This is a genomic window from Pseudomonas sp. RtIB026 (assembly GCF_016861355.2).
Taxonomy (GTDB): Bacteria; Pseudomonadota; Gammaproteobacteria; order Pseudomonadales; family Pseudomonadaceae; genus Aquipseudomonas; species Aquipseudomonas peradeniyensis.
Genome location: NZ_AP023348.2, coordinates 1,639,245 through 1,656,227 on the forward strand (window position 1 = coordinate 1,639,245; position 16,983 = coordinate 1,656,227).

20 protein-coding genes and 1 riboswitch are annotated in these 16,983 nt (G+C 64.5%); of the genes, 12 read left to right on the forward strand and 8 right to left on the reverse strand.

Annotation, left to right across the window (positions count from 1 at the left end):
• Window positions 1-165 precede the first annotated feature (165 nt).
• Together PRtIB026_RS07470 and hemH are read left to right on the forward strand one after the other, a co-directional pair.
• On the forward strand, window positions 166-1,071 hold the full coding sequence (locus PRtIB026_RS07470; protein ID WP_203647988.1) for a TIGR01777 family oxidoreductase: 906 nt from the start codon (window positions 166-168) through the stop codon (window positions 1,069-1,071).
• A gap of 13 nt (window positions 1,072-1,084) precedes the next feature.
• A complete protein-coding gene (gene hemH / locus PRtIB026_RS07475; RefSeq protein ID WP_203647987.1) occupies window positions 1,085-2,098 on the forward strand; it encodes a ferrochelatase in 1,014 nt (337 codons plus the stop codon).
• 114 nt (window positions 2,099-2,212) lie between these two features.
• On the opposite strand, the gene PRtIB026_RS07480 is transcribed toward hemH, so the two are convergent.
• Both PRtIB026_RS07480 and upp read right to left on the reverse strand, forming a co-directional pair.
• The gene (locus tag PRtIB026_RS07480) at window positions 2,213-3,487 is read right to left on the reverse strand and encodes a uracil-xanthine permease family protein (RefSeq protein WP_203647986.1); all 1,275 of its coding nucleotides are present in this window, start codon (window positions 3,485-3,487) and stop codon (window positions 2,213-2,215) included.
• 2 nt (window positions 3,488-3,489) lie between these two features.
• A complete protein-coding gene (upp, locus tag PRtIB026_RS07485; RefSeq protein WP_028691132.1) occupies window positions 3,490-4,128 on the reverse strand; it encodes a uracil phosphoribosyltransferase in 639 nt (212 codons plus the stop codon).
• A 165-nt stretch (window positions 4,129-4,293) separates the two neighbouring features.
• Here upp and PRtIB026_RS07490 point away from each other — a divergent pair, with 165 nt between their 5' ends.
• The 4 genes from PRtIB026_RS07490 to PRtIB026_RS07505 all read left to right on the forward strand — a co-directional run bounded on the left by PRtIB026_RS07490 (window position 4,294) and on the right by PRtIB026_RS07505 (window position 6,257).
• Window positions 4,294-4,851: a hypoxanthine-guanine phosphoribosyltransferase gene (locus PRtIB026_RS07490; protein ID WP_050703742.1), complete on the forward strand. Its 558-nt coding sequence runs from the start codon at window positions 4,294-4,296 to the stop codon at window positions 4,849-4,851.
• Between the two features lie 2 nt (window positions 4,852-4,853).
• A complete protein-coding gene (locus PRtIB026_RS07495; protein ID WP_203647985.1) occupies window positions 4,854-5,327 on the forward strand; it encodes a WbuC family cupin fold metalloprotein in 474 nt (157 codons plus the stop codon).
• A gap of 98 nt (window positions 5,328-5,425) precedes the next feature.
• Window positions 5,426-5,896 (forward strand): hypothetical protein, encoded by a 471-nt coding sequence (locus tag PRtIB026_RS07500; protein ID WP_203647984.1) that lies wholly within the window; start codon window positions 5,426-5,428, stop codon window positions 5,894-5,896.
• A 70-nt stretch (window positions 5,897-5,966) separates the two neighbouring features.
• Entirely contained in the window at window positions 5,967-6,257 is a 291-nt protein-coding gene (locus PRtIB026_RS07505; RefSeq protein WP_203652707.1) for a PA4642 family protein, read from the forward strand.
• A gap of 220 nt (window positions 6,258-6,477) precedes the next feature.
• Here PRtIB026_RS07505 and mqo read toward each other — a convergent pair whose 3' ends face one another.
• Both mqo and PRtIB026_RS07515 read right to left on the reverse strand, forming a co-directional pair.
• Entirely contained in the window at window positions 6,478-7,983 is a 1,506-nt protein-coding gene (gene mqo, locus PRtIB026_RS07510; protein ID WP_203647983.1) for a malate dehydrogenase (quinone), read from the reverse strand.
• A gap of 605 nt (window positions 7,984-8,588) precedes the next feature.
• Entirely contained in the window at window positions 8,589-8,822 is a 234-nt protein-coding gene (locus tag PRtIB026_RS07515) for a hypothetical protein (RefSeq protein ID WP_203647982.1), read from the reverse strand.
• A 195-nt stretch (window positions 8,823-9,017) separates the two neighbouring features.
• Between PRtIB026_RS07515 and PRtIB026_RS07520 the strand changes: the two genes are divergently transcribed.
• Entirely contained in the window at window positions 9,018-9,602 is a 585-nt protein-coding gene (locus tag PRtIB026_RS07520; RefSeq protein ID WP_011532230.1) for a YajG family lipoprotein, read from the forward strand.
• Between the two features lie 133 nt (window positions 9,603-9,735).
• Here the strand turns inward: PRtIB026_RS07520 and PRtIB026_RS07525 are convergent, their stop codons facing one another.
• Complete coding sequence (locus PRtIB026_RS07525; RefSeq protein WP_203647981.1) at window positions 9,736-9,942, reverse strand: hypothetical protein; 207 nt, start codon at window positions 9,940-9,942, stop codon at window positions 9,736-9,738.
• Window positions 9,943-10,101: 159 nt separating this feature from the next.
• On the opposite strand from PRtIB026_RS07525, the gene PRtIB026_RS07530 reads away from it, so the two are divergent.
• On the forward strand, window positions 10,102-10,362 hold the full coding sequence (locus PRtIB026_RS07530) for a hypothetical protein (RefSeq protein ID WP_186733875.1): 261 nt from the start codon (window positions 10,102-10,104) through the stop codon (window positions 10,360-10,362).
• Window positions 10,363-10,477: 115 nt separating this feature from the next.
• Here the strand turns inward: PRtIB026_RS07530 and PRtIB026_RS07535 are convergent, their stop codons facing one another.
• The gene (locus tag PRtIB026_RS07535; protein WP_203647980.1) at window positions 10,478-11,644 is read right to left on the reverse strand and encodes a 1-acyl-sn-glycerol-3-phosphate acyltransferase; all 1,167 of its coding nucleotides are present in this window, start codon (window positions 11,642-11,644) and stop codon (window positions 10,478-10,480) included.
• 125 nt (window positions 11,645-11,769) lie between these two features.
• On the opposite strand from PRtIB026_RS07535, the gene PRtIB026_RS07540 reads away from it, so the two are divergent.
• Genes PRtIB026_RS07540 through PRtIB026_RS07550 form a run of 3 tightly spaced genes read left to right on the forward strand, consistent with a single transcriptional unit; the run spans window position 11,770 to window position 12,848 of the window.
• Window positions 11,770-11,952, forward strand: coding sequence for a CPXCG motif-containing cysteine-rich protein (locus PRtIB026_RS07540; RefSeq protein ID WP_010225771.1), 183 nt, complete (start codon window positions 11,770-11,772; stop codon window positions 11,950-11,952).
• A complete protein-coding gene (locus tag PRtIB026_RS07545) occupies window positions 11,952-12,212 on the forward strand; it encodes a putative signal transducing protein (protein WP_203647979.1) in 261 nt (86 codons plus the stop codon). The genes PRtIB026_RS07540 and PRtIB026_RS07545 overlap by 1 nt, the downstream gene beginning before the upstream one ends.
• 15 nt (window positions 12,213-12,227) lie before the next feature.
• Window positions 12,228-12,848, forward strand: a complete 621-nt coding sequence (locus tag PRtIB026_RS07550) for an SOS response-associated peptidase (protein WP_203647978.1) — start codon at window positions 12,228-12,230, stop codon at window positions 12,846-12,848.
• A gap of 153 nt (window positions 12,849-13,001) precedes the next feature.
• Here the strand turns inward: PRtIB026_RS07550 and PRtIB026_RS07555 are convergent, their stop codons facing one another.
• On the reverse strand, window positions 13,002-15,143 hold the full coding sequence (locus PRtIB026_RS07555; RefSeq protein WP_203647977.1) for a methyl-accepting chemotaxis protein: 2,142 nt from the start codon (window positions 15,141-15,143) through the stop codon (window positions 13,002-13,004).
• 152 nt (window positions 15,144-15,295) lie between these two features.
• On the opposite strand from PRtIB026_RS07555, the gene PRtIB026_RS07560 reads away from it, so the two are divergent.
• Entirely contained in the window at window positions 15,296-16,111 is an 816-nt protein-coding gene (locus PRtIB026_RS07560; protein WP_110735860.1) for a M48 family metallopeptidase, read from the forward strand.
• A 73-nt stretch (window positions 16,112-16,184) separates the two neighbouring features.
• On the opposite strand, the gene PRtIB026_RS07565 is transcribed toward PRtIB026_RS07560, so the two are convergent.
• A complete protein-coding gene (locus PRtIB026_RS07565) occupies window positions 16,185-16,769 on the reverse strand; it encodes a TMEM165/GDT1 family protein (RefSeq protein ID WP_203652706.1) in 585 nt (194 codons plus the stop codon).
• A 91-nt stretch (window positions 16,770-16,860) separates the two neighbouring features.
• Window positions 16,861-16,980, reverse strand: a riboswitch (yybP-ykoY riboswitch).
• Between the last annotated feature and the right edge of the window lie 3 nt (window positions 16,981-16,983).

The window sequence follows — 16,983 nt, forward strand, 5'->3', positions numbered from 1 at the left end:
TATACGCAGCCTACGCTGCCAGGCAAACCTGTACAATGCACAATGTTTGTATAAGGTTATTCCGCTCGATAGGCAGGTTGGCCTATGTTTATCCGAGAGCGTTCGGTCAAAAAAGTGCCTTGATCTTAAAAATAGACCACGGCCGCCAAGTGCGAGGACACAACCATGCATATATTGCTGACCGGCGGTACCGGTTTGATTGGCCAACACCTGTGCCAGTTGTGGCGCCAGCAAGGGCATCGCCTGACGGTCTGGAGCCGGCGCCCCGAACAGGTGGCGAAAATCTGCGGCAGCGGCGTTCGCGGTGTGGCCCGGCTGGAAGACATTGCCGATGACGACGACGTGGATGCGGTGGTCAACCTGGCCGGCGCACCGATCGCCGACCGGCCCTGGACCGCGGCGCGACGCAACCTGCTCTGGGCCAGCCGGGTGACCCTCACCGAGCAGTTGCTGGCCTGGCTGGAGCGCCGCGAGCGCCGCCCGCAGGTGTTGATTTCCGGCTCGGCGGTGGGTTGGTACGGCGATGGCGGCGAGCGAGAACTCACCGAGGCTTCGCCGCCGGTGAAGGAGGACTTCGCCAGCCAGTTGTGCATCGCCTGGGAGGAAACCGCCCAGCGCGCCCAGGTCCTGGGGATCCGCGTGGTGCTGGTGCGCACTGGCCTGGTGCTGGCTGCCGATGGCGGCTTTTTGTCGCGCCTGCGCCTGCCGTACAAGCTGGGCCTGGGCGGGCCGTTGGGCGATGGTCGGCAGTGGATGCCCTGGGTGCATATCGACGACCAAATCGGCCTGATTGATTTTCTCTTGCAGCACAACGAAGCCAGCGGTCCCTATAATGCCTGCGCGCCGGAGCCGGTGCGCAACCGCGAGTTCGCCAAGCGCCTGGGCCGCATCCTGCATCGTCCGGCGTTCATGCCGATGCCGGCGCTGTTGCTCAAGGCCGGGCTCGGCGAGTTATCGACGCTGCTGCTCGGTGGCCAGCGCGCGCGCCCGGTGCGCCTGCTGGCGGCGGGCTACACGTTCCGTTTCAACGATCTGCAATCGGCCCTGGACAACCTGTCCAGCCGCCTCTGACATAGGACGCTGCATGACCGATCACGCCCTGCTGCTGGTCAACCTGGGTTCGCCGGCCTCCACCTCGGTGGCCGACGTGCGCCGTTACCTCAACCAGTTCCTCATGGACCCGTACGTGATCGATCTGCCCTGGCCGGTGCGGCGGTTGCTGGTGTCGCTGATCCTGATCAAGCGCCCCGAGCAGTCGGCCCATGCCTACGCCTCGATCTGGTGGGACGAGGGCTCGCCGCTGGTGGTGCTGACCCGCCGTCTGCAGCAGGCGATGACCGCCCATTGGCCCCATGGGCCGGTGGAGATCGCCATGCGTTACGGACAACCGGCGCTGCCGGAGGTCCTGGAGCGCCTGGCCGCGCAAGGTGTGCGCAAGGTAACGCTGGCGCCGCTTTATCCACAATTCGCCGACAGCACCGTGACCACGGTCGTGGAGTTGGCGAAGCAGACCATTGCCGAGCGCAAGCTGCCCTTGCAGACCCGCATTCTGCAGCCGTTCTACGACCACCCTGAGTACATCGATGCCCTGGTGGCCAGCGCCCGCCCGTACCTGGAACAGGATTACGATCACCTGCTGCTGAGCTTCCATGGTTTGCCCGAGCGGCACCTGAAAAAGCTCGACCCCACCGGCAACCACGACTTCCAGGCCGCCGACTGTTGCAAGGACGCCAGCGCCGAGATGCGTGCGGTGTGCTATCGCGGCCAGTGCCTGGCCACGGCCAGGGCATTCGCCGAGAAGATGGGCATCCCGGACGGCAAGTGGTCGGTGTCGTTCCAGTCGCGCCTGGGCCGGGCCAAATGGATCGAACCCTACACCGAGACGCGCCTGGACGAGCTGGGCAAGGCGGGGGTGAAGAAGCTGCTGGTGATGTGCCCGGCGTTCGTCGCCGATTGCATCGAGACGCTGGAGGAGATCGGCGATCGGGGCAAGGAGCAGTTCATCGAGGCGGGCGGGAAGGAGCTGGTGCTGGTGCCGTGCCTTAATGATCACCCGGAGTGGGTGAGGGTGTTGGCGGGGATGTGCGAGAAGGCTTGAGGCCTGGGTTGACCAGGCCGGCCTCTTCGCGGGTAAACCCGCTCCCACAGGTTCGGTGAGAGTCCTGTGGGAGCGGGTTTACCCGCGAAGAGGCCAGGTCAGTCTAGCGCCGGATCAAGGCAACTGATCATCCAGCTTCTTGTTCTTCCAGCCATCGTTGCCCGGCAGGATCAGGTTCAGGGCAATCGCCACCACGGCGCACAGGGCGATGCCCTTCAGGCCCCAGTCGTCCGGGCCGTCGCCGCTGCCGATCAGCACGCCGCCGATACCGAATACCAGGGTCACCGAAACGATCACCAGGTTGCGCGCCTCGGCCAGGTCGATCTTGTGGCGGATCATGGTGTTCATGCCCACCGCCGCGATCGAACCGAACAGCAGGCAGAGAATGCCGCCCATCACCGGAACCGGAATGCTCTGCAGCAGCGCGCCGAACTTGCCGATGAAGGCCAGGGTGATGGCGAATACCGCCGCCCAGGTCATGATCTTCGGGTTGTAGTTCTTGGTCAGCATCACCGCGCCGGTTACTTCGGCGTAGGTGGTGTTGGGCGGGCCGCCGAACAGGCCGGCTGCCGTGGTCGCCAGGCCGTCACCCAGCAGCGTGCGGTGCAGGCCGGGCTTTTTCAGGTAGTCGCGGCCGGTCACGCTGCCCACCGCAATCACCCCGCCGATGTGTTCGATCGCCGGGGCCAGGGCCACGGGCACGATGAACAGGATGGCCTGCCAGTTGAAGGCCGGTGCGGTGAAGTTCGGCAGTTCCAGCCAAGGGGCCGCAGCGATCTTGGCGGTGTCGACCACGCCGAAGGCAAACGACAAGGCGAAGCCCACCAGCACGCCGGAAATGATCGGCACCAGGCGGAAGATGCCCTTGCCGAACACGGCGACGACCAGCGTGGTCAGCAGTGCCGGCATGGAGATCAGCATGGCGGTCTTGTACGGCATCAGCGCAGCGCCATCACCACCCTTGCCCATCGCCATGTTGGCGGCGATCGGTGCCATGGCCAGGCCGATGGAAATGATCACCGGGCCGATCACCACCGGCGGCAGCATGCGGTCGATGAAACCGGTGCCCTTGATCTTCACCATCAGGCCCATGAAGGTGTACACGAAGCCTGCGGCCATCACGCCGCCCATGGTCTCGGCCAGGCCGAACTGGCCCTTGGCGAGGATGATCGGGGTGATGAAGGCGAAGCTCGAGGCCAGGAATACCGGGACCTGACGGCCCGTGACCAGCTGGAACAGCAGGGTGCCTATGCCGGCGGTGAACAGCGCCACGTTCGGATCGAGGCCGGTTATCAGCGGCATCAGCACCAGCGCGCCGAATGCCACGAAGAGCATCTGCGCGCCCGAGACGACCTGGCGCCAGAGCGGGTCGTTGAAGCCGTCCTGCATGGTCAGGCGTCCTTCTGCTTGGTGCCGAAGATCTTGTCGCCGGCATCACCCAGGCCTGGGACGATGTAACCGTGCTCGTTCAGGCGCTGGTCGATCGAGGCGGTGTAGATCTGCACGTCGGGGTGGGCTTTCTCCACCACGGCAATGCCTTCGGGCGCCGCGACCAGGACCATGGCGCGGATTTCCTTGCAGCCGGCCTTTTTCAGCAGGTCGATGGTGGCGACCATCGAGCCGCCGGTGGCCAGCATCGGGTCGATGATCAGGGCCAGGCGCTGGTTGATGTCCGGCGCGAGTTTCTCGAGGTAGGTGTGGGCCTCGAGGGTTTCCTCGTTGCGGGCCACGCCCACGGCACTCACCTTGGCCCCGGGGACCAGGCTGAGCACGCCGTCGAGCATGCCGATGCCGGCGCGCAGGATCGGCACGACGGTGATCTTCTTGCCGGCGATCTTCTCGACTTGCACCTTGCCGCACCAGCCGTCGATCTCGTAGGTTTCGAGCGGCAGGTCCTGGGTGGCTTCATAGGTCAGCAGTGCACCGACTTCCTGGGCGAGTTCGCGAAAATTCTTGGTGCTGATATCGGCACGGCGCATCAGGCCGAGCTTGTGGCGGATCAGCGGATGGCGGATCTCACGAGTAGGCATAGGGGGAGGGCTCCGGGAGGCGGGCAAAAAAACCGCGCTAGATTAATCTATTCAGTCCTTGATGTCGTGCAGTCATTGTGCACGTTAGTCCATAAAGGCTTGATCTGGGACGAGCGGATGCGTACCTTTGCCCGCTTTTCCAAAACGCACCCCCTGGAGAGCGCCATGTCCGCCGATCTCGAGCATATCCGTCAAGTGATGCACGAGGCTGATTGCCTGTACAACGAAGCCGAGGTCGAGGCCGCCATCGCCGAGGTCGGCAAACAGATCTGCCAGGACCTGCACGACAAGAACCCGGTGGTCTTCTGCGTGATGAACGGTGGCCTGATCTTCTCCGGCAAGCTGCTCACCCACCTGCAGTTCCCGCTGGAAGCCTCGTACCTGCACGCCACCCGCTACCGCAACACCACCAGTGGCGGCGAGCTGTTCTGGAAGGCCAAGCCGGAAGTGTCGTTCATCGACCGCGACGTGCTGATCGTCGACGACATCCTCGACGAGGGCCATACCCTCAGCGCCATCATCGAGTTCTGCAAGCACGCCGGTGCCCGCGCGGTGCACACCGCCGTGCTGATCGACAAGGACCACGACCGCAAGGCCAGCCCGGACCTGAAGGCCACCTACACCGGCCTGCCATGCATCGACCGCTACATCTTCGGCTATGGCATGGACTACAAGGGCTACTGGCGCAACGCCAACGGCATCTTCGCGGTCAAGGGGCTGTAATCATGCGCCAGCCCGGATTCCTCGATCAGTCGTTGTTCGCCGGGCTGGCAGAGCGGGCCACCGCCAGCCCGCGCGGTCGGCAGAACCACAACTTCCACGAGATGGAGGAGCCGTGCCACCGCATGGCCGTGGGGCTGCAGCCGCGGACCTACATCCAGCCGCACCGTCATCTGAGCGACGACAAGGCCGAAACGCTGATCGTGCTCAAGGGGCGCCTTGGCCTGCTGATTTTCGACGACCAGGGCACGCTGACTGACAAGCGTGTGCTCGAGGCCGGTGGCGACTGCCTGGGGGTCGACCTGGTGCCGGGGGTCTTCCATGGCCTGGTGGTGCTGGAGGACGACAGCATCATGTTCGAGTGCAAGGCCGGGCCGTACCGTGCGGTGGGCGAGGGTGAGCTTGCCGAGTGGGCGCCACGCGAGGGTGAAGCGGGCGTTGCCGAGTATCACGCCTGGATGCGCGCGCAGTTCGATTGAGCCTGCGCCCCCTTGTCGTGGGGGGGCGGTTCGCCGCTGCGACTTGCCCCGCGACAGGGCATGTGCGTAGAGTGCCAGCTCATGCCAAGGAGCCCCACATGCGTGCGATCGTCCCCCTCCTGCTGGCGGTGAGCCTGCCGCTTTCCGCTGCGCCGCTGCACAGCCAGTTCCTCCCGCCCGACGACCTCTCCCTGCGCCAGGAGGCTCCGGCCAGCCAGCAACTGCTGCAGGTCACCGACTACAGCGTGGTGGTGGGCACCCAGCGTCAGTCCGACCAGCAACCGATTCCGATCACCTCGTCCTTGCAGATGCGCCTGAAGGGCAAGCCGTTGAGCAAGGGCTCGACCATCACGCAGGTGCTGCTCAACTTCGACGGTGAGGGTGGCAAGAGCCTGAAAAAGCCGGCCTATGACGACAAGAGCCGGACCCTGACCCTCAACTACCCGATGGCCGACTACCGGGTGATCATGGACTTGCTGCGCAACGAAACCCTGTACGTGCAGTTCCTTACCTACGCCAATGGCCACATCTGGGCCGACCTGCACACCGGTACCGTACGTACGCGTTGAGGGCCGCAGGTTTCGGGGGGTAAACTGCCGGCCTTCGAAAATGTCCGTGATGGCCCAGTTGGAGTCGGCGATGCGTAAAGACAAGAAACAAGTGATTGGTGACGAGATCAGCGACGAGTACATCAATACGTTCCTGCAGTTCGAGCCGGCCGATGGCCTGACCTCGCCGTCTCATCACAAGCTGATCAAGGGCTACCGCGGCCTGCGCGTCGATGATTTCGAGCGTTATGTGGGCTTCTTCGTCGCCGCCGGTTACGACCTCGATGGCAAGGATGAGCACGGCAAGACCTTCGTCGAGGCGATCGCCGACCAGCGCAATGCGCCGGAGTACATCGAGATCATCGATAACGCCCGGGGCTGATTTCGCGCGTTCGGCTTCCCCTGTAGGAGCGGCCTTGCCGAGGCGTCGGACCGGCCGGAAAGGGCTGCGAAGCAGCCCCAGATTTATGCCATACCTCAATATCGCCGGGGCCGCTTTGCGGCCCTTTCGCGGCCCAAGGCCGCTCCTACAGAGGAGAGGTGGGGGCAGTGAGGCAGGCACAAAAAAACGCCCCGAGGGGCGTTTTTTCGTTTCAGCCGGATCAGGCGTAGTGCTTGGCCGGGCTGCTTTCCGCCAGTTCCAGTGCCTCGTCGTTGTCGGCGCTGATCTTGTGGTACAGCGCGGCATCGGTGGCCAGGACCTTTTCGCGGGCCGGGAAGATCTCCTTGAGCTTGGCGGCCCAGGCGCCCTTGGCCTGCTCGGGGAAGCAGCGCTCGATCAGCTCGAGCATGATCGACACGGTCACCGAGGCGCCCGGCGAGGCGCCGAGCAGCGCGGCCAGGCTGCCGTCCTGGGCCGAGACCAGCTCGGTGCCGAACTGCAGGATGCCGCCTTTCTTCGGATCCTTCTTGATGATCTGCACGCGCTGACCGGCCACTTCCAGGCGCCAGTCCTCGGCTTTCGCCTCGGGGTAGAAGCGGCGCAGCGATTCCAGACGCTGTTCCATCGACTGCATCACTTCGCTGACCAGGTACTTGGTCAGGTCCATGTTGTCGCGGGCCACGGCAAACATCGGGCCGAGGTTGCCCGCGCGCACCGACAGCGGCAGGTCCAGGAGCGAGCCGTGCTTGAGGAACTTGGTGGTGAAGCCGGCGTAAGGGCCGAACAGCAGCGACGTCTTGCCATCGACCACGCGGGTGTCCAGGTGCGGTACCGACATCGGTGGGGCGCCGACCGCGGCCTGGCTGTAGACCTTGGCCTGGTGCTGCTTGACGATTTCCGGGTTGTCGCAGCGCAGCCACTGGCCGCTGACCGGGAAGCCGCCGAAGCCCTTGCTCTCCGGGATGCCGGACATCTGCAGCAACGGCAGGGCCGCGCCGCCGGCGCCGAGGAAGACGAAGCGGGCGTCGACCTCACGGCTGCCGCCGCTGTTGACGTCCTTGATGCTCACGGTCCAGCCGCTGCCTTTGCGACGCAGGCCGACGACCTTCTTGCTGTACTTGACCTGGGCGTCCGGGCTGTTGCCCAGTTGCTTGAGCAGCTTGTTGGTCAGGGCGCCGAAGTTGACATCGGTGCCCTTCATCACGCGGGTGGCGGCGATGCGCTGGTCGGCCGGACGGCCTGGCATCATCAGTGGCATCCACTCCTTCATCACCGCCTGGTCTTCGGTGTATTCCATCTCGGCGAAGGCGTGGTGCTGCTTGAGCAGCTCGAAACGCTTCTTGAGGAAGGCAATACCCTTGTCACCCTCGACGTAGCTCAGGTGCGGTACCGGGTTGATGAAGGCGCGCGGCGAGCCGAAGCCGCTCTTGCGGCTCAGGTAGGCCCAGAACTGGCGCGAGACCTCGAACTGGGTGTTGATGTGCACGGCCTTCTTGATGTCGATGCTGCCATCGGCGGCCTGCGGGGTGTAATTGAGCTCGCACAGGCCGGCATGGCCGGTACCGGCGTTGTTCCAGGGGTTGGAGCTCTCCGCGGCCCCGGAGTCCATCGCCTCGACGACCTCAAGCTTCAGGGTCGGGTCGAGCTCCTTGAGCAGTACGGCCAGGGTGGCACTCATGATGCCCGCGCCTACCAGTACCACATCAACCGATTCGTTCTGCGCCATTAACGCGTCTCCACAATCTACAGCACCTAATTGACAGCATAGGATCCGTGGGGTGGCCAGGATCGCCATGTCCGACTCTTCGCAGTTCTTGCAACTTCCGCGGATACCGCCAATCAGTCTTGGGTGTTCGGCTATTGAACGCCCATTGCCACGGGTGCGGCAATTCGACTTATGGTCAAGTGCTCCGTCGTGCGTTATGGACCGGCCTCAGAGGCTCATCGGGGATGAGCGCTTTTGCCGTCTGTTCAGGGCTGTTCGGGACACATCTGCCGCTCTTGCACATGCCAGACTGTTCATTTGCTCGCCACACTCTCGTGAAGTTGTGAAAAACCGTTTTTTCACGCTCTTTTGGAGTCGTGAACCTCAAAAGTGGACTGCGCGATGGCAACCCGCAGGTTCATGCGAAGCAGAAGGCCGGAAACAGCAGGCACGACAGCCAATGCAAGACCTGAGTGGAAGGCTCTCTGTGGGCGAAGCGTCGAGGGTGCCGGGGTCAAGCGGCGAATGCGGGGCCCGATCAGGAGACGTCCTTATAATCGGGGGGAGATTATAACGATGTCGCGGGCGGAAAGGGCGTACTTGTTGGGTTTTTATTGCAGCGTTTGTCAGGCCGACAGGGTGCGTTGCTGCCAACGCTGCGTTGCACGGGCGCAAATCCGGGCGCTGGCCGGCAGCGGGCGGCCGAGCCAGGCCAGTTGCGCCTCGTTCACCTGCACCCAGGCGCCGTTGCCCGGTGGCGTGGCGCAGTGCTTGAAACCGAGGCAGATGCCGTCGCTGTCGAGACGGGCGTAGGTGGCGTGGCGCGGGCGGTGCAAGAGCAGGGTCCAGAGCGAGGCCATGGTGGTCAGTCCTGTGTGTGAGGGCTGGCGCCAGAGTAACCGGGGGGCATGAAACGATTGTGACAGAAGGGCAGTTGCAAGCTTCCAGCGGCAAGCTGCAAGGAAAAGCGTAGGTGCTTTTGCTTGCAGCTTGCCGCTGGAAGCTTGCCGCTAGGTATACTGTGGGCCTTTGCCGCTTTTTCTGGAGAAACGCGCATGTTGCAACGTCTGTTGGTCGGTTTGTTCGCGGTGGCCAGCCTGAGCCTGGCCGGTTGTGCCCACAGCCCGCAGCAACTCAGCCCGCAACCCAAGCTTACCCAGCAACTGGCCCCGGTCGGCCATGGCCAGCCGGTGGTGGTCAAGGTCGTCGACGGGCGCGCCTCGCAATCGCTCGGCACCCGTGGTGGCATGTACCCCGAGACCAGCACCATCACCGTCAATGGCAACGATGTCGTGCCCAAGCTGCAGGCCCAGGCCGAGGCGGCGGTGCGCCTGCTTGGTTTTACCCCGACGCCAAACGCCTACAACGCGCCGCAGCTGACCGTGACCCTGGCCGAGCTCAAGTACCAGTCGCCCAAGGACAAGATGTACGTGACCGAGGCGACCATCGGCGCCACCTTCCGTGCCGACGTGTCCAACGCCAACCGCCGCTACAGCGGCCGTTACGGTGCTTCGCTGGACCAGCGCTTCGGCATGGCGCCGAACCAGGAAACCAACACCAAGCTGGTGAGTGATGTGCTCAGCGATGCCCTGACCCGTCTGTTCAAGGACCCGACCGTCGGTCAGGTTCTGGGCGAGTAAGGTTTTTGCAGTGAAGAAAACCCGCAGCCTGTGATCAGGCTGCGGGTTTTTTGTTGTCTGTACTGGCCTGTCGCGGGGCAAGCCCGCTCCCACGCGTGCTGTGGGGCTTCAGTGGGAGAGCAGGCAGCGCGGTTCAGGCAGCCAGCACATTGAAGTCCAGCAGGCTGATCCCGGTGTACGGGTCGACCTCAGGCAGGTCCTGGTGGGCATGCCCACCCAGCGCGCAGTAAACCAGCCACTGGCGGTCCTGGACATTGATCGCGAAGCCATCGATCAGCGCCTGCTGCTCGTCGCTCTGGGCGACAAGGTAGAGGCGGTCCTGGTTTTCGGCGTGCAGCATGACAAGCTCCGGTTCGGTTGAAGGCCGACAGGGTGGCCTGCCTTGATGACGAGCGTGTGACAGATGAAATTAAATGACAGCTGGTCGCAAAGTGGCGGCAGTGAACCTGGGCTTGGGTAGAATGCCGGGCTTTGCCGCACGTGATACCGAGGTCGCGCAATGTCGTTGCAAGTGTTCTGGGGCTTCCTGGCCGCCCATCCGGCCAAGCTGATCAACCTGCTGGCCCTGCTCATTACCTGCCCTGGCGGGCTGCTGCTGCACAGCGCCCGGCGTCGCGAGGCGCTGAGCCGGGAAAGCCTGGCGGTGGATGAAGGCGTGGTGGATGCGCTGGAGCAGCGGATACCGCGCTATTACTACATCCTGGGCTTCTGCTGCCTGGCGATGGCCTTGCTTTTGTCCTGGTTCAGTACCTGGATCTGAAGGCGATACCTGCTCTGTGTAGGAGCGGGCTTGCCCCGCGAAGGCGTCATATCAGATCACATCATTGCTTGATCTGACGCCTTCGCGGGACAAGCCCGCTCCTACAGTTGCGTTGTCAGGCCGACGCGGGCTGACGCTTCACCTGATACTGATTACGCACCGGCGTCGCATACTGCTGCACCAGGTACGGCTGATGCTCGACCGGGCAGGCGTCCAGCCGGCGCTGCCATTCTTCCTTCGCCTTGGCCAACTCGTCGGCCGGGAACAGTTTCTCCGCGCTCGGCACCTCGAGCGTCGCGTCCTTCTCCGCCCACATCGCATAGGCCAGGTAGTGCACCGGGAACAGCCGGTAGCCGCCGAGGATCTGCCGGTCGATGGCCAGCGCCAGTTGCTTGGTGTCCTCGTGGTACTCGGTCACCGGTGGGGCGAAGTTGATGTGTACCCGCCCTTTGTAGCCGGTGATGCCCTGGGCGATGCTGTTGTCGTCCTCACCCGGCGCCTTGGTGTAGCTGCCGGTGGTGGCGCGGATATACAGCTCGCGGGCCTTGGCCTGGTCGCAGGGGTCGTACTCGTAGCTGATCGACACCGGGGTCAGGTTCAGGCTCTGGACCACCGCGCCGAACGGCTCGTCCTTGCGGCTCATGTGGAACATCTTGAGGATCGCCGAATCGGTGCGGTCGTCACCGTCCTTGGCGCGGCCTTCGGCCTGGGCGATCCAGATCGACACGCAATCGTTGCGGATCGAGTGGTTGATGTAGGCCGAGAGCAACTGGTAGGCGGCCAGCTTCTCGCGGCGGCCGCTGATCGAGCGGTGCACGATGAAGCTCTTGTTCAGGCGCATCATGTCGCTGACGAACGGTTTTTGCAGCAGGTTGTCGCCGATGGCGATGCGCGGCGTCGGCAGGCCGGCGTGGTACACCGCGTAGTTGACGAAGGCCGGGTCCATCACGATATCGCGGTGGTTGGCCAGGAACAGGTAGGCGGTCCCCGACTTGAGCTGTTCGACGCCGGTATAGGTGACGCCGTCGGTGGCGCGGTCGATGGTGCGGTCGACGTAGTACTCGACCTTGTCCTGCAGCGTGGAGACGCAGCTCACGCCGGCGAATTCCTTGCGCAGGCGCCGGGCGATCAGCGGTTTGAGCAGCCAGCCGAAGGCGCCGGCCGCGCGCGGGAAGCGGAAGTGGGTGAGGATATCGAGGAATGCCGGGTCGCTGAGCAGGCGTGCCAGAACGGCAGGGACCTCAGCGTCGTCGTACGGTCGGATGGCATCGAATTCGCCCATCATGCTCTCTTGTTGGAAACGGCTAGGGTAATTAGGTAGGGGCGGGCTCCGAAAAACGGCTCGGACGCACACAGGCCCTGTAAACAGACCGGCAATTATACGCACAAGTCACTTCGGAGGCCGCGATGCTGGAAACTGCGATCTATGATTGCCCTTATTGTGGCGAAGAAGTCGAAACCACGGTGGACCTGTCCGGCGGCGACCAGGAGTACATCGAGGATTGCCAGGTGTGCTGCAAGCCGATCCGCTTCGTGCTGCAGGTGCATGGCGAGGAGTGGATGCTCGATGTCTACGGCGAGAACGACTGATGCAACGGATCTATGAGCCGGAAAGCCTGCTGGAGGCGCAGGTGCTGGTGGGCATGCTGGCCAGCGAGGGCATCGAGGTGCACCTGGTCGGGCGCGACCTGATGGGCGCCGCAGGCGAGTTACCGATGCACGGACTGCTGGGGCTGGCGGTGCCGGATGAGCAGGCAGGCTACGCACGGCAGTTGATCGATGCGTACAATGCCGCCCAGCCGCTTGCCGGCGACGAACCGGAGAGTTATCCCGGAACCCTGATCTGCTAGGTTTTGATTTCGCCCATGTGTGGACGCTACGCCCTGTTTCGCTGGTCCCAGAGCTTCGCCGGCCTGCCGGGCTTCCCCGCGGGCCAGCAGGCCCTATGGAACATCTCGCCCGGTGCCACGGTGCTGATCCAGCGCCAGCTCGACGGCCAGCTGCAGCTGGCCGGTGCGCGCTGGGGGCTGACCCCGGCCTGGCTCACCGACCTGTCCCGCACCCCGGCCCAGGCCCGTGCCGAGACCCTCGCCGAGCAGCCGATGTTTCGCGAACCCTTGCGCCAGCGGCGCTGCCTGATGCCGGCCAACGGTTTCTACGAATGGCGAGGCACGGCGCGCAAGCGCCCGTACTGGGTGACGCCGGGGGAGGGCGCGTCGCTGTTCTTCGCCGCGCTGTGGGAGGTCTACCCGGTGCAGGAGCAGGCATGGCTGAGTTGCGCGGTAGTGACGCAAGCGGCGATGAACCAGCGTCGGCCGCTGATCCTCGACGAGGCCGAGCAGGCGCTGTGGCTGGATCCTGAAACACCGATGGCCAGATTGCACGAGTTGTTGGCCAAACCGCCGACGGCACTGCGTGAGCGGGCGTTGGCGAATTTCGTCAACGATCCGAAGCTCAATGGGCCGGAGTGCCTGACTCCCGCCTAGGTGGCGTGCGCTAACTCCCTGTAGGAGCGGCCTTGTGCCGCGAAAGGGCTGCAAAGCAGCCCCGGCGATCTTTGCGTCAACGCTGAAGCCCTGGGGCCGCTTCGCGGCCCTTTCGCGGCACAAGGCCGCTCCTACAAGGGCGCGCGTGCAGGCCTACACCCTGAACTGATTGATCAACCGCCGCTGCTGCTCGGCCAGCTTGGTCAGCTCGGCGCTGGCCTGGCTCGACTCGTCGGCGCCGCCGGCCACCTCGCCGGCTACCTGGCCGATGTTGATCACGTTGCGGTTGATGTCCTCGGCCACGGCGCTCTGCTCCTCGGCGGCGCTGGCGATCTGCGTGTTCATGTCGTTGATCACCGACACCGCCTGGGTGATGCTCGCCAGCGACTCGGCCGCGCGGCTGGCCTGCTGCACGCTGATGTCGGTCTTGCCCTGGCTGTCTTCCATCACCTTGACCACCTCGCGGGTGCCCAGCTGCAGTTGCTGGATCATCTGCTGGATTTCCTGGGTGGCCTGCTGGGTCTTCTGCGCCAGGTTGCGCACCTCGTCGGCGACCACCGCGAAACCGCGGCCCTGTTCGCCGGCCCGGGCCGCCTCGATGGCGGCGTTGAGCGCCAGCAGGTTGGTCTGTTCGGCAATGGCGCGGATGGTCACCAGGATGGCGTTGATGTTCTCGCTGTCGCGGGCCAGGTCCTGGACCACGGTCACGGCGCGACCGATCTCGGCGGCCAGCTCGCTGATCGAGTGCGACGTATCGCGGACGATGTCCAGGCCCTGGTTGGCGGCGCGGTCGGCTTCACTGGCGGCCTGGGCCGCTTGCGTGGCGTTGCGCGCCACATCCTGGGCGGTGGCGGTCATTTCGTGCACGGCGGTGGCCACCTGGTCGATCTCGGCCATCTGCTTGTGCACGCCCTGGTTGGTGCGGATGGCGATGTCGGCGGTGTGTTCCGAGGAGTCGCTGACTTTCTGCACCGAGCTGACCACCTGGCTGATCATCGCCTGCAACTTGGCCAGGAAGGTGTTGAAGCCCTTGGCGATGGCGCCCAGTTCGTCGGCCCGGTCGCTCTGCAGGCGCCGGGTCAGGTCGCCTTCGCCCTGGGCGATGTCGTCGAGCATGCTCACCATCTGCTTGAGCGGGCGGGCGATGCCCAGGGCCAGCAACCAGATCACCAGCAGGCCGAGAGCGGCGATGCCCAGGCCGACCACGGTCATGCCGGCGATATCGGTGCGGCGCTGTTCGGCCAGGTCCTGCTGCAGGCGGTTGACGTCGGCCATGACCGTGCTCAGCGGCAGCTCCAGCAGCAGGGTCCAGCGTGCGTCGGTGCCGGCGATCTTGAACGGCAGGTACAACTCGATGCGGTCCTTGGCGGCGTCCACTTCATAGTGCAGCGCCTCGCCGCTCAGGTTCTTGAGGGTGTTGGCTTCGTCGCTGTCCAGCACGTCGCCGGCCTTTTCGCCGAACTTGGCCGGATCGCGGGTGTAGGCCACCAGGCGGCCGTTGCTGGAGACCAGCGCCAGTTCGCCGGCGCCGTCGTAGAGCTGGCGGTCGGCGGCATTGAGCAAGTCCTGGATGAAGTTCACCGACAGGTCGGCGCCGGCCATGCCCTGGAACTGGCCGTCGATCATGATCGGTTCGACGAACGAGGCGAGCATGACCATCTTGTCGCCCACCTTATAAGGCGCGGGATCGATCACGCAGGCCTTCTTCGACTCCTTGGGGCACAGGTAGTACTCGCTGGCGCGCACGCCGGTGGCGAGCACCGTGCGGTCGTCGACATCGGCCAGCTTGTCCTGGCCGAGGCTGCCGTCGCCATTGCGGAACCACCAGGGCAGGAAGCGCCCGCTGGCGCTGTCGATGCCCACCAGGTGGCTGCCGACGTAACGGCCATCGGCATGGTCGAGGGCGTTCGGCTCCCAGCCCAGGTAAGCGCCCAGCACGCTCGGGTTGACCTCCACGGTGCGCTTGAGCTGGTTGATCAGGTGTTCACGATCAATGCGCATCAGCGGCTGGCCATCGGCGCCCTGCATGCCGAGCATGGCGTTGCCGGTGGCCAGGCCGCGGGCGATCGCCAGGGGCGCTTCCAGGCCGCGCTGGATCTCGCTGACCTGGGTGCGGGCCAGGGCCGAGAGACGCTGTTCGATGACGGTCTCGAACTGCTGTTGCGTGCGCTGTTGCACCAGTGTTTGGGTCCGCTGCCCGGAATACACGGCGTACAGCACCAGGGCCGCGACAATGCTCAGCACGATGGCACCGGCCAGGGCGGCCACGGAAAACTGGATCGACTTGAACTTCATGGCAAAGCTCCGCGCGCAAGGAGGTCGTTACCGAGGGTTATCGGCGGGCTAATACCAAAGCATGAGGGGCTTGTCAGAAATCTTACCTGTGGCTCTGGCAGGCACGGGCGTCAGGGCCTAGGATACGCGGCACGTAAATAGGGAGTGTTTTCATGCGTAAGTCATTCGTTGTCAGCATGCTGACGGCCAGCGTCCTGCTCGGCGGCTGCCAGGCGGTCAATACCACCAGTGGCGGTGCCGTGGGCGTCCAGCGCCAGCAGTACATGTTCAGCATGCTCTCGACCGATGAGGTCAACCAGATGTACGCCCAGTCCTACCAGCAGACCCTCGGCGAGGCGTCGAGCAAGGGCGTGCTGGACAAGAGCAGCAATGATGCCAAGCGCGTACAGGCCATCGCCAAGCGCCTGATTGCCCAGGCACCACAGTTCCGGCCGGATGCCGCGCAGTGGAATTGGGAAGTCAACGTGATCAAGAGCGACGAGCTCAACGCCAACTGCGGTCCGGGCGGCAAGATCATCGTCTACACCGGCCTGATCGATCAGCTCAAGCTGACCGACGCCGAGATCGCCGCGGTGGTGGGCCACGAGATCGCCCACGCCCTGCGCGAGCACAGCCGTGAAGCGATGTCCAAGGCCTATGGCGTGGAAATGGCCCGCCAGGGTGCCGGCGCGATCTTCGGCCTGGGCCAGGACAGCATGGCCATGGCCGACACCGTGGTGAACTACGCCATGACCCTGCCCAACAGCCGGGCCAACGAGAACGAAGCCGACCTGATCGGCCTCGAGCTGTCGGCCCGCGCCGGCTACGACCCGAACGCCGCGATCACCTTGTGGAACAAGATGAGCAAGGCGTCCGAAGGCGCGCCGCCTGAGTTCATGAGCACCCACCCGGCGTCGAGCAGCCGGATCGCCTCGCTGCAGGCAGCGATTCCGAAGGTGATGCCGTTGTATCAAGCGGCCAAGAAGTAAAAGCAGCTTCAAGCGGCAAGTAAGGACGCATCTGCTCTTTCTTGCCGCTTGTAGCTTGCCACTTGTCGCTGCTTCACCCTATCCAGCCGCTGGTCTTCATCGCCGAATACACCGCGACGATGGCCAGCACGATGAACGCGGTCGCCGCCAGGCGACGGATCAGCGTCAGCGGCAGTTTCTCCGCCGCGAAGTTGCCCGCCAGGACCACCGGCACGTTGGCGATCAGCATGCCCAAGGTGGTGCCGATGATGACCATGATCAGGTGCGGATACTGGGCGGCCAGCATCACCGTGGCCACCTGGGTCTTGTCGCCGATCTCGGCGAGGAAGAACGCGATCAGCGTGGTGACGAACGGCCCGAAGCGACGCGCGTTGCTGGTTTCGTCATCGTCCATCTTGTCCGGTACCAGGGTCCACAGCGCGGTGGCGGTGAAGCTCGCGGCAAGAATCCAGTGCAGCACCGACTCGCTGAAGAAACCGCTGACCCAGGCGCCCACGGCACCTGCGGCGGCATGGTTGGCCAGGGTCGCGGCGATGATCCCGGCAATGATCGGCCAAGGCTTGCGAAAGCGTGCGGCGAGGATGAGCGCAAGCAATTGCGTCTTGTCGCCGATTTCGGCGAGGGCAACGATGGCGGTGGGGACGAGCAACGATTCCAGCATCAGGATTCCTACGGGGGCGGGTCGACACGGCTATGACACGTACAGCCTTCCCGCCCCGGGTAAGGTGTGCGTGTCATAGGTCTTGTCAAACCCTGGACCTGTCTGCGCAGATCGTGGGTCGCACGCGCCATGGCCTGTGGGCCAAGTGTGTTGACGCGTGCCGGGCGAGCAGGGCGCTCGCGGGAGACTACTCCCCTAGGACGGAGCGGAT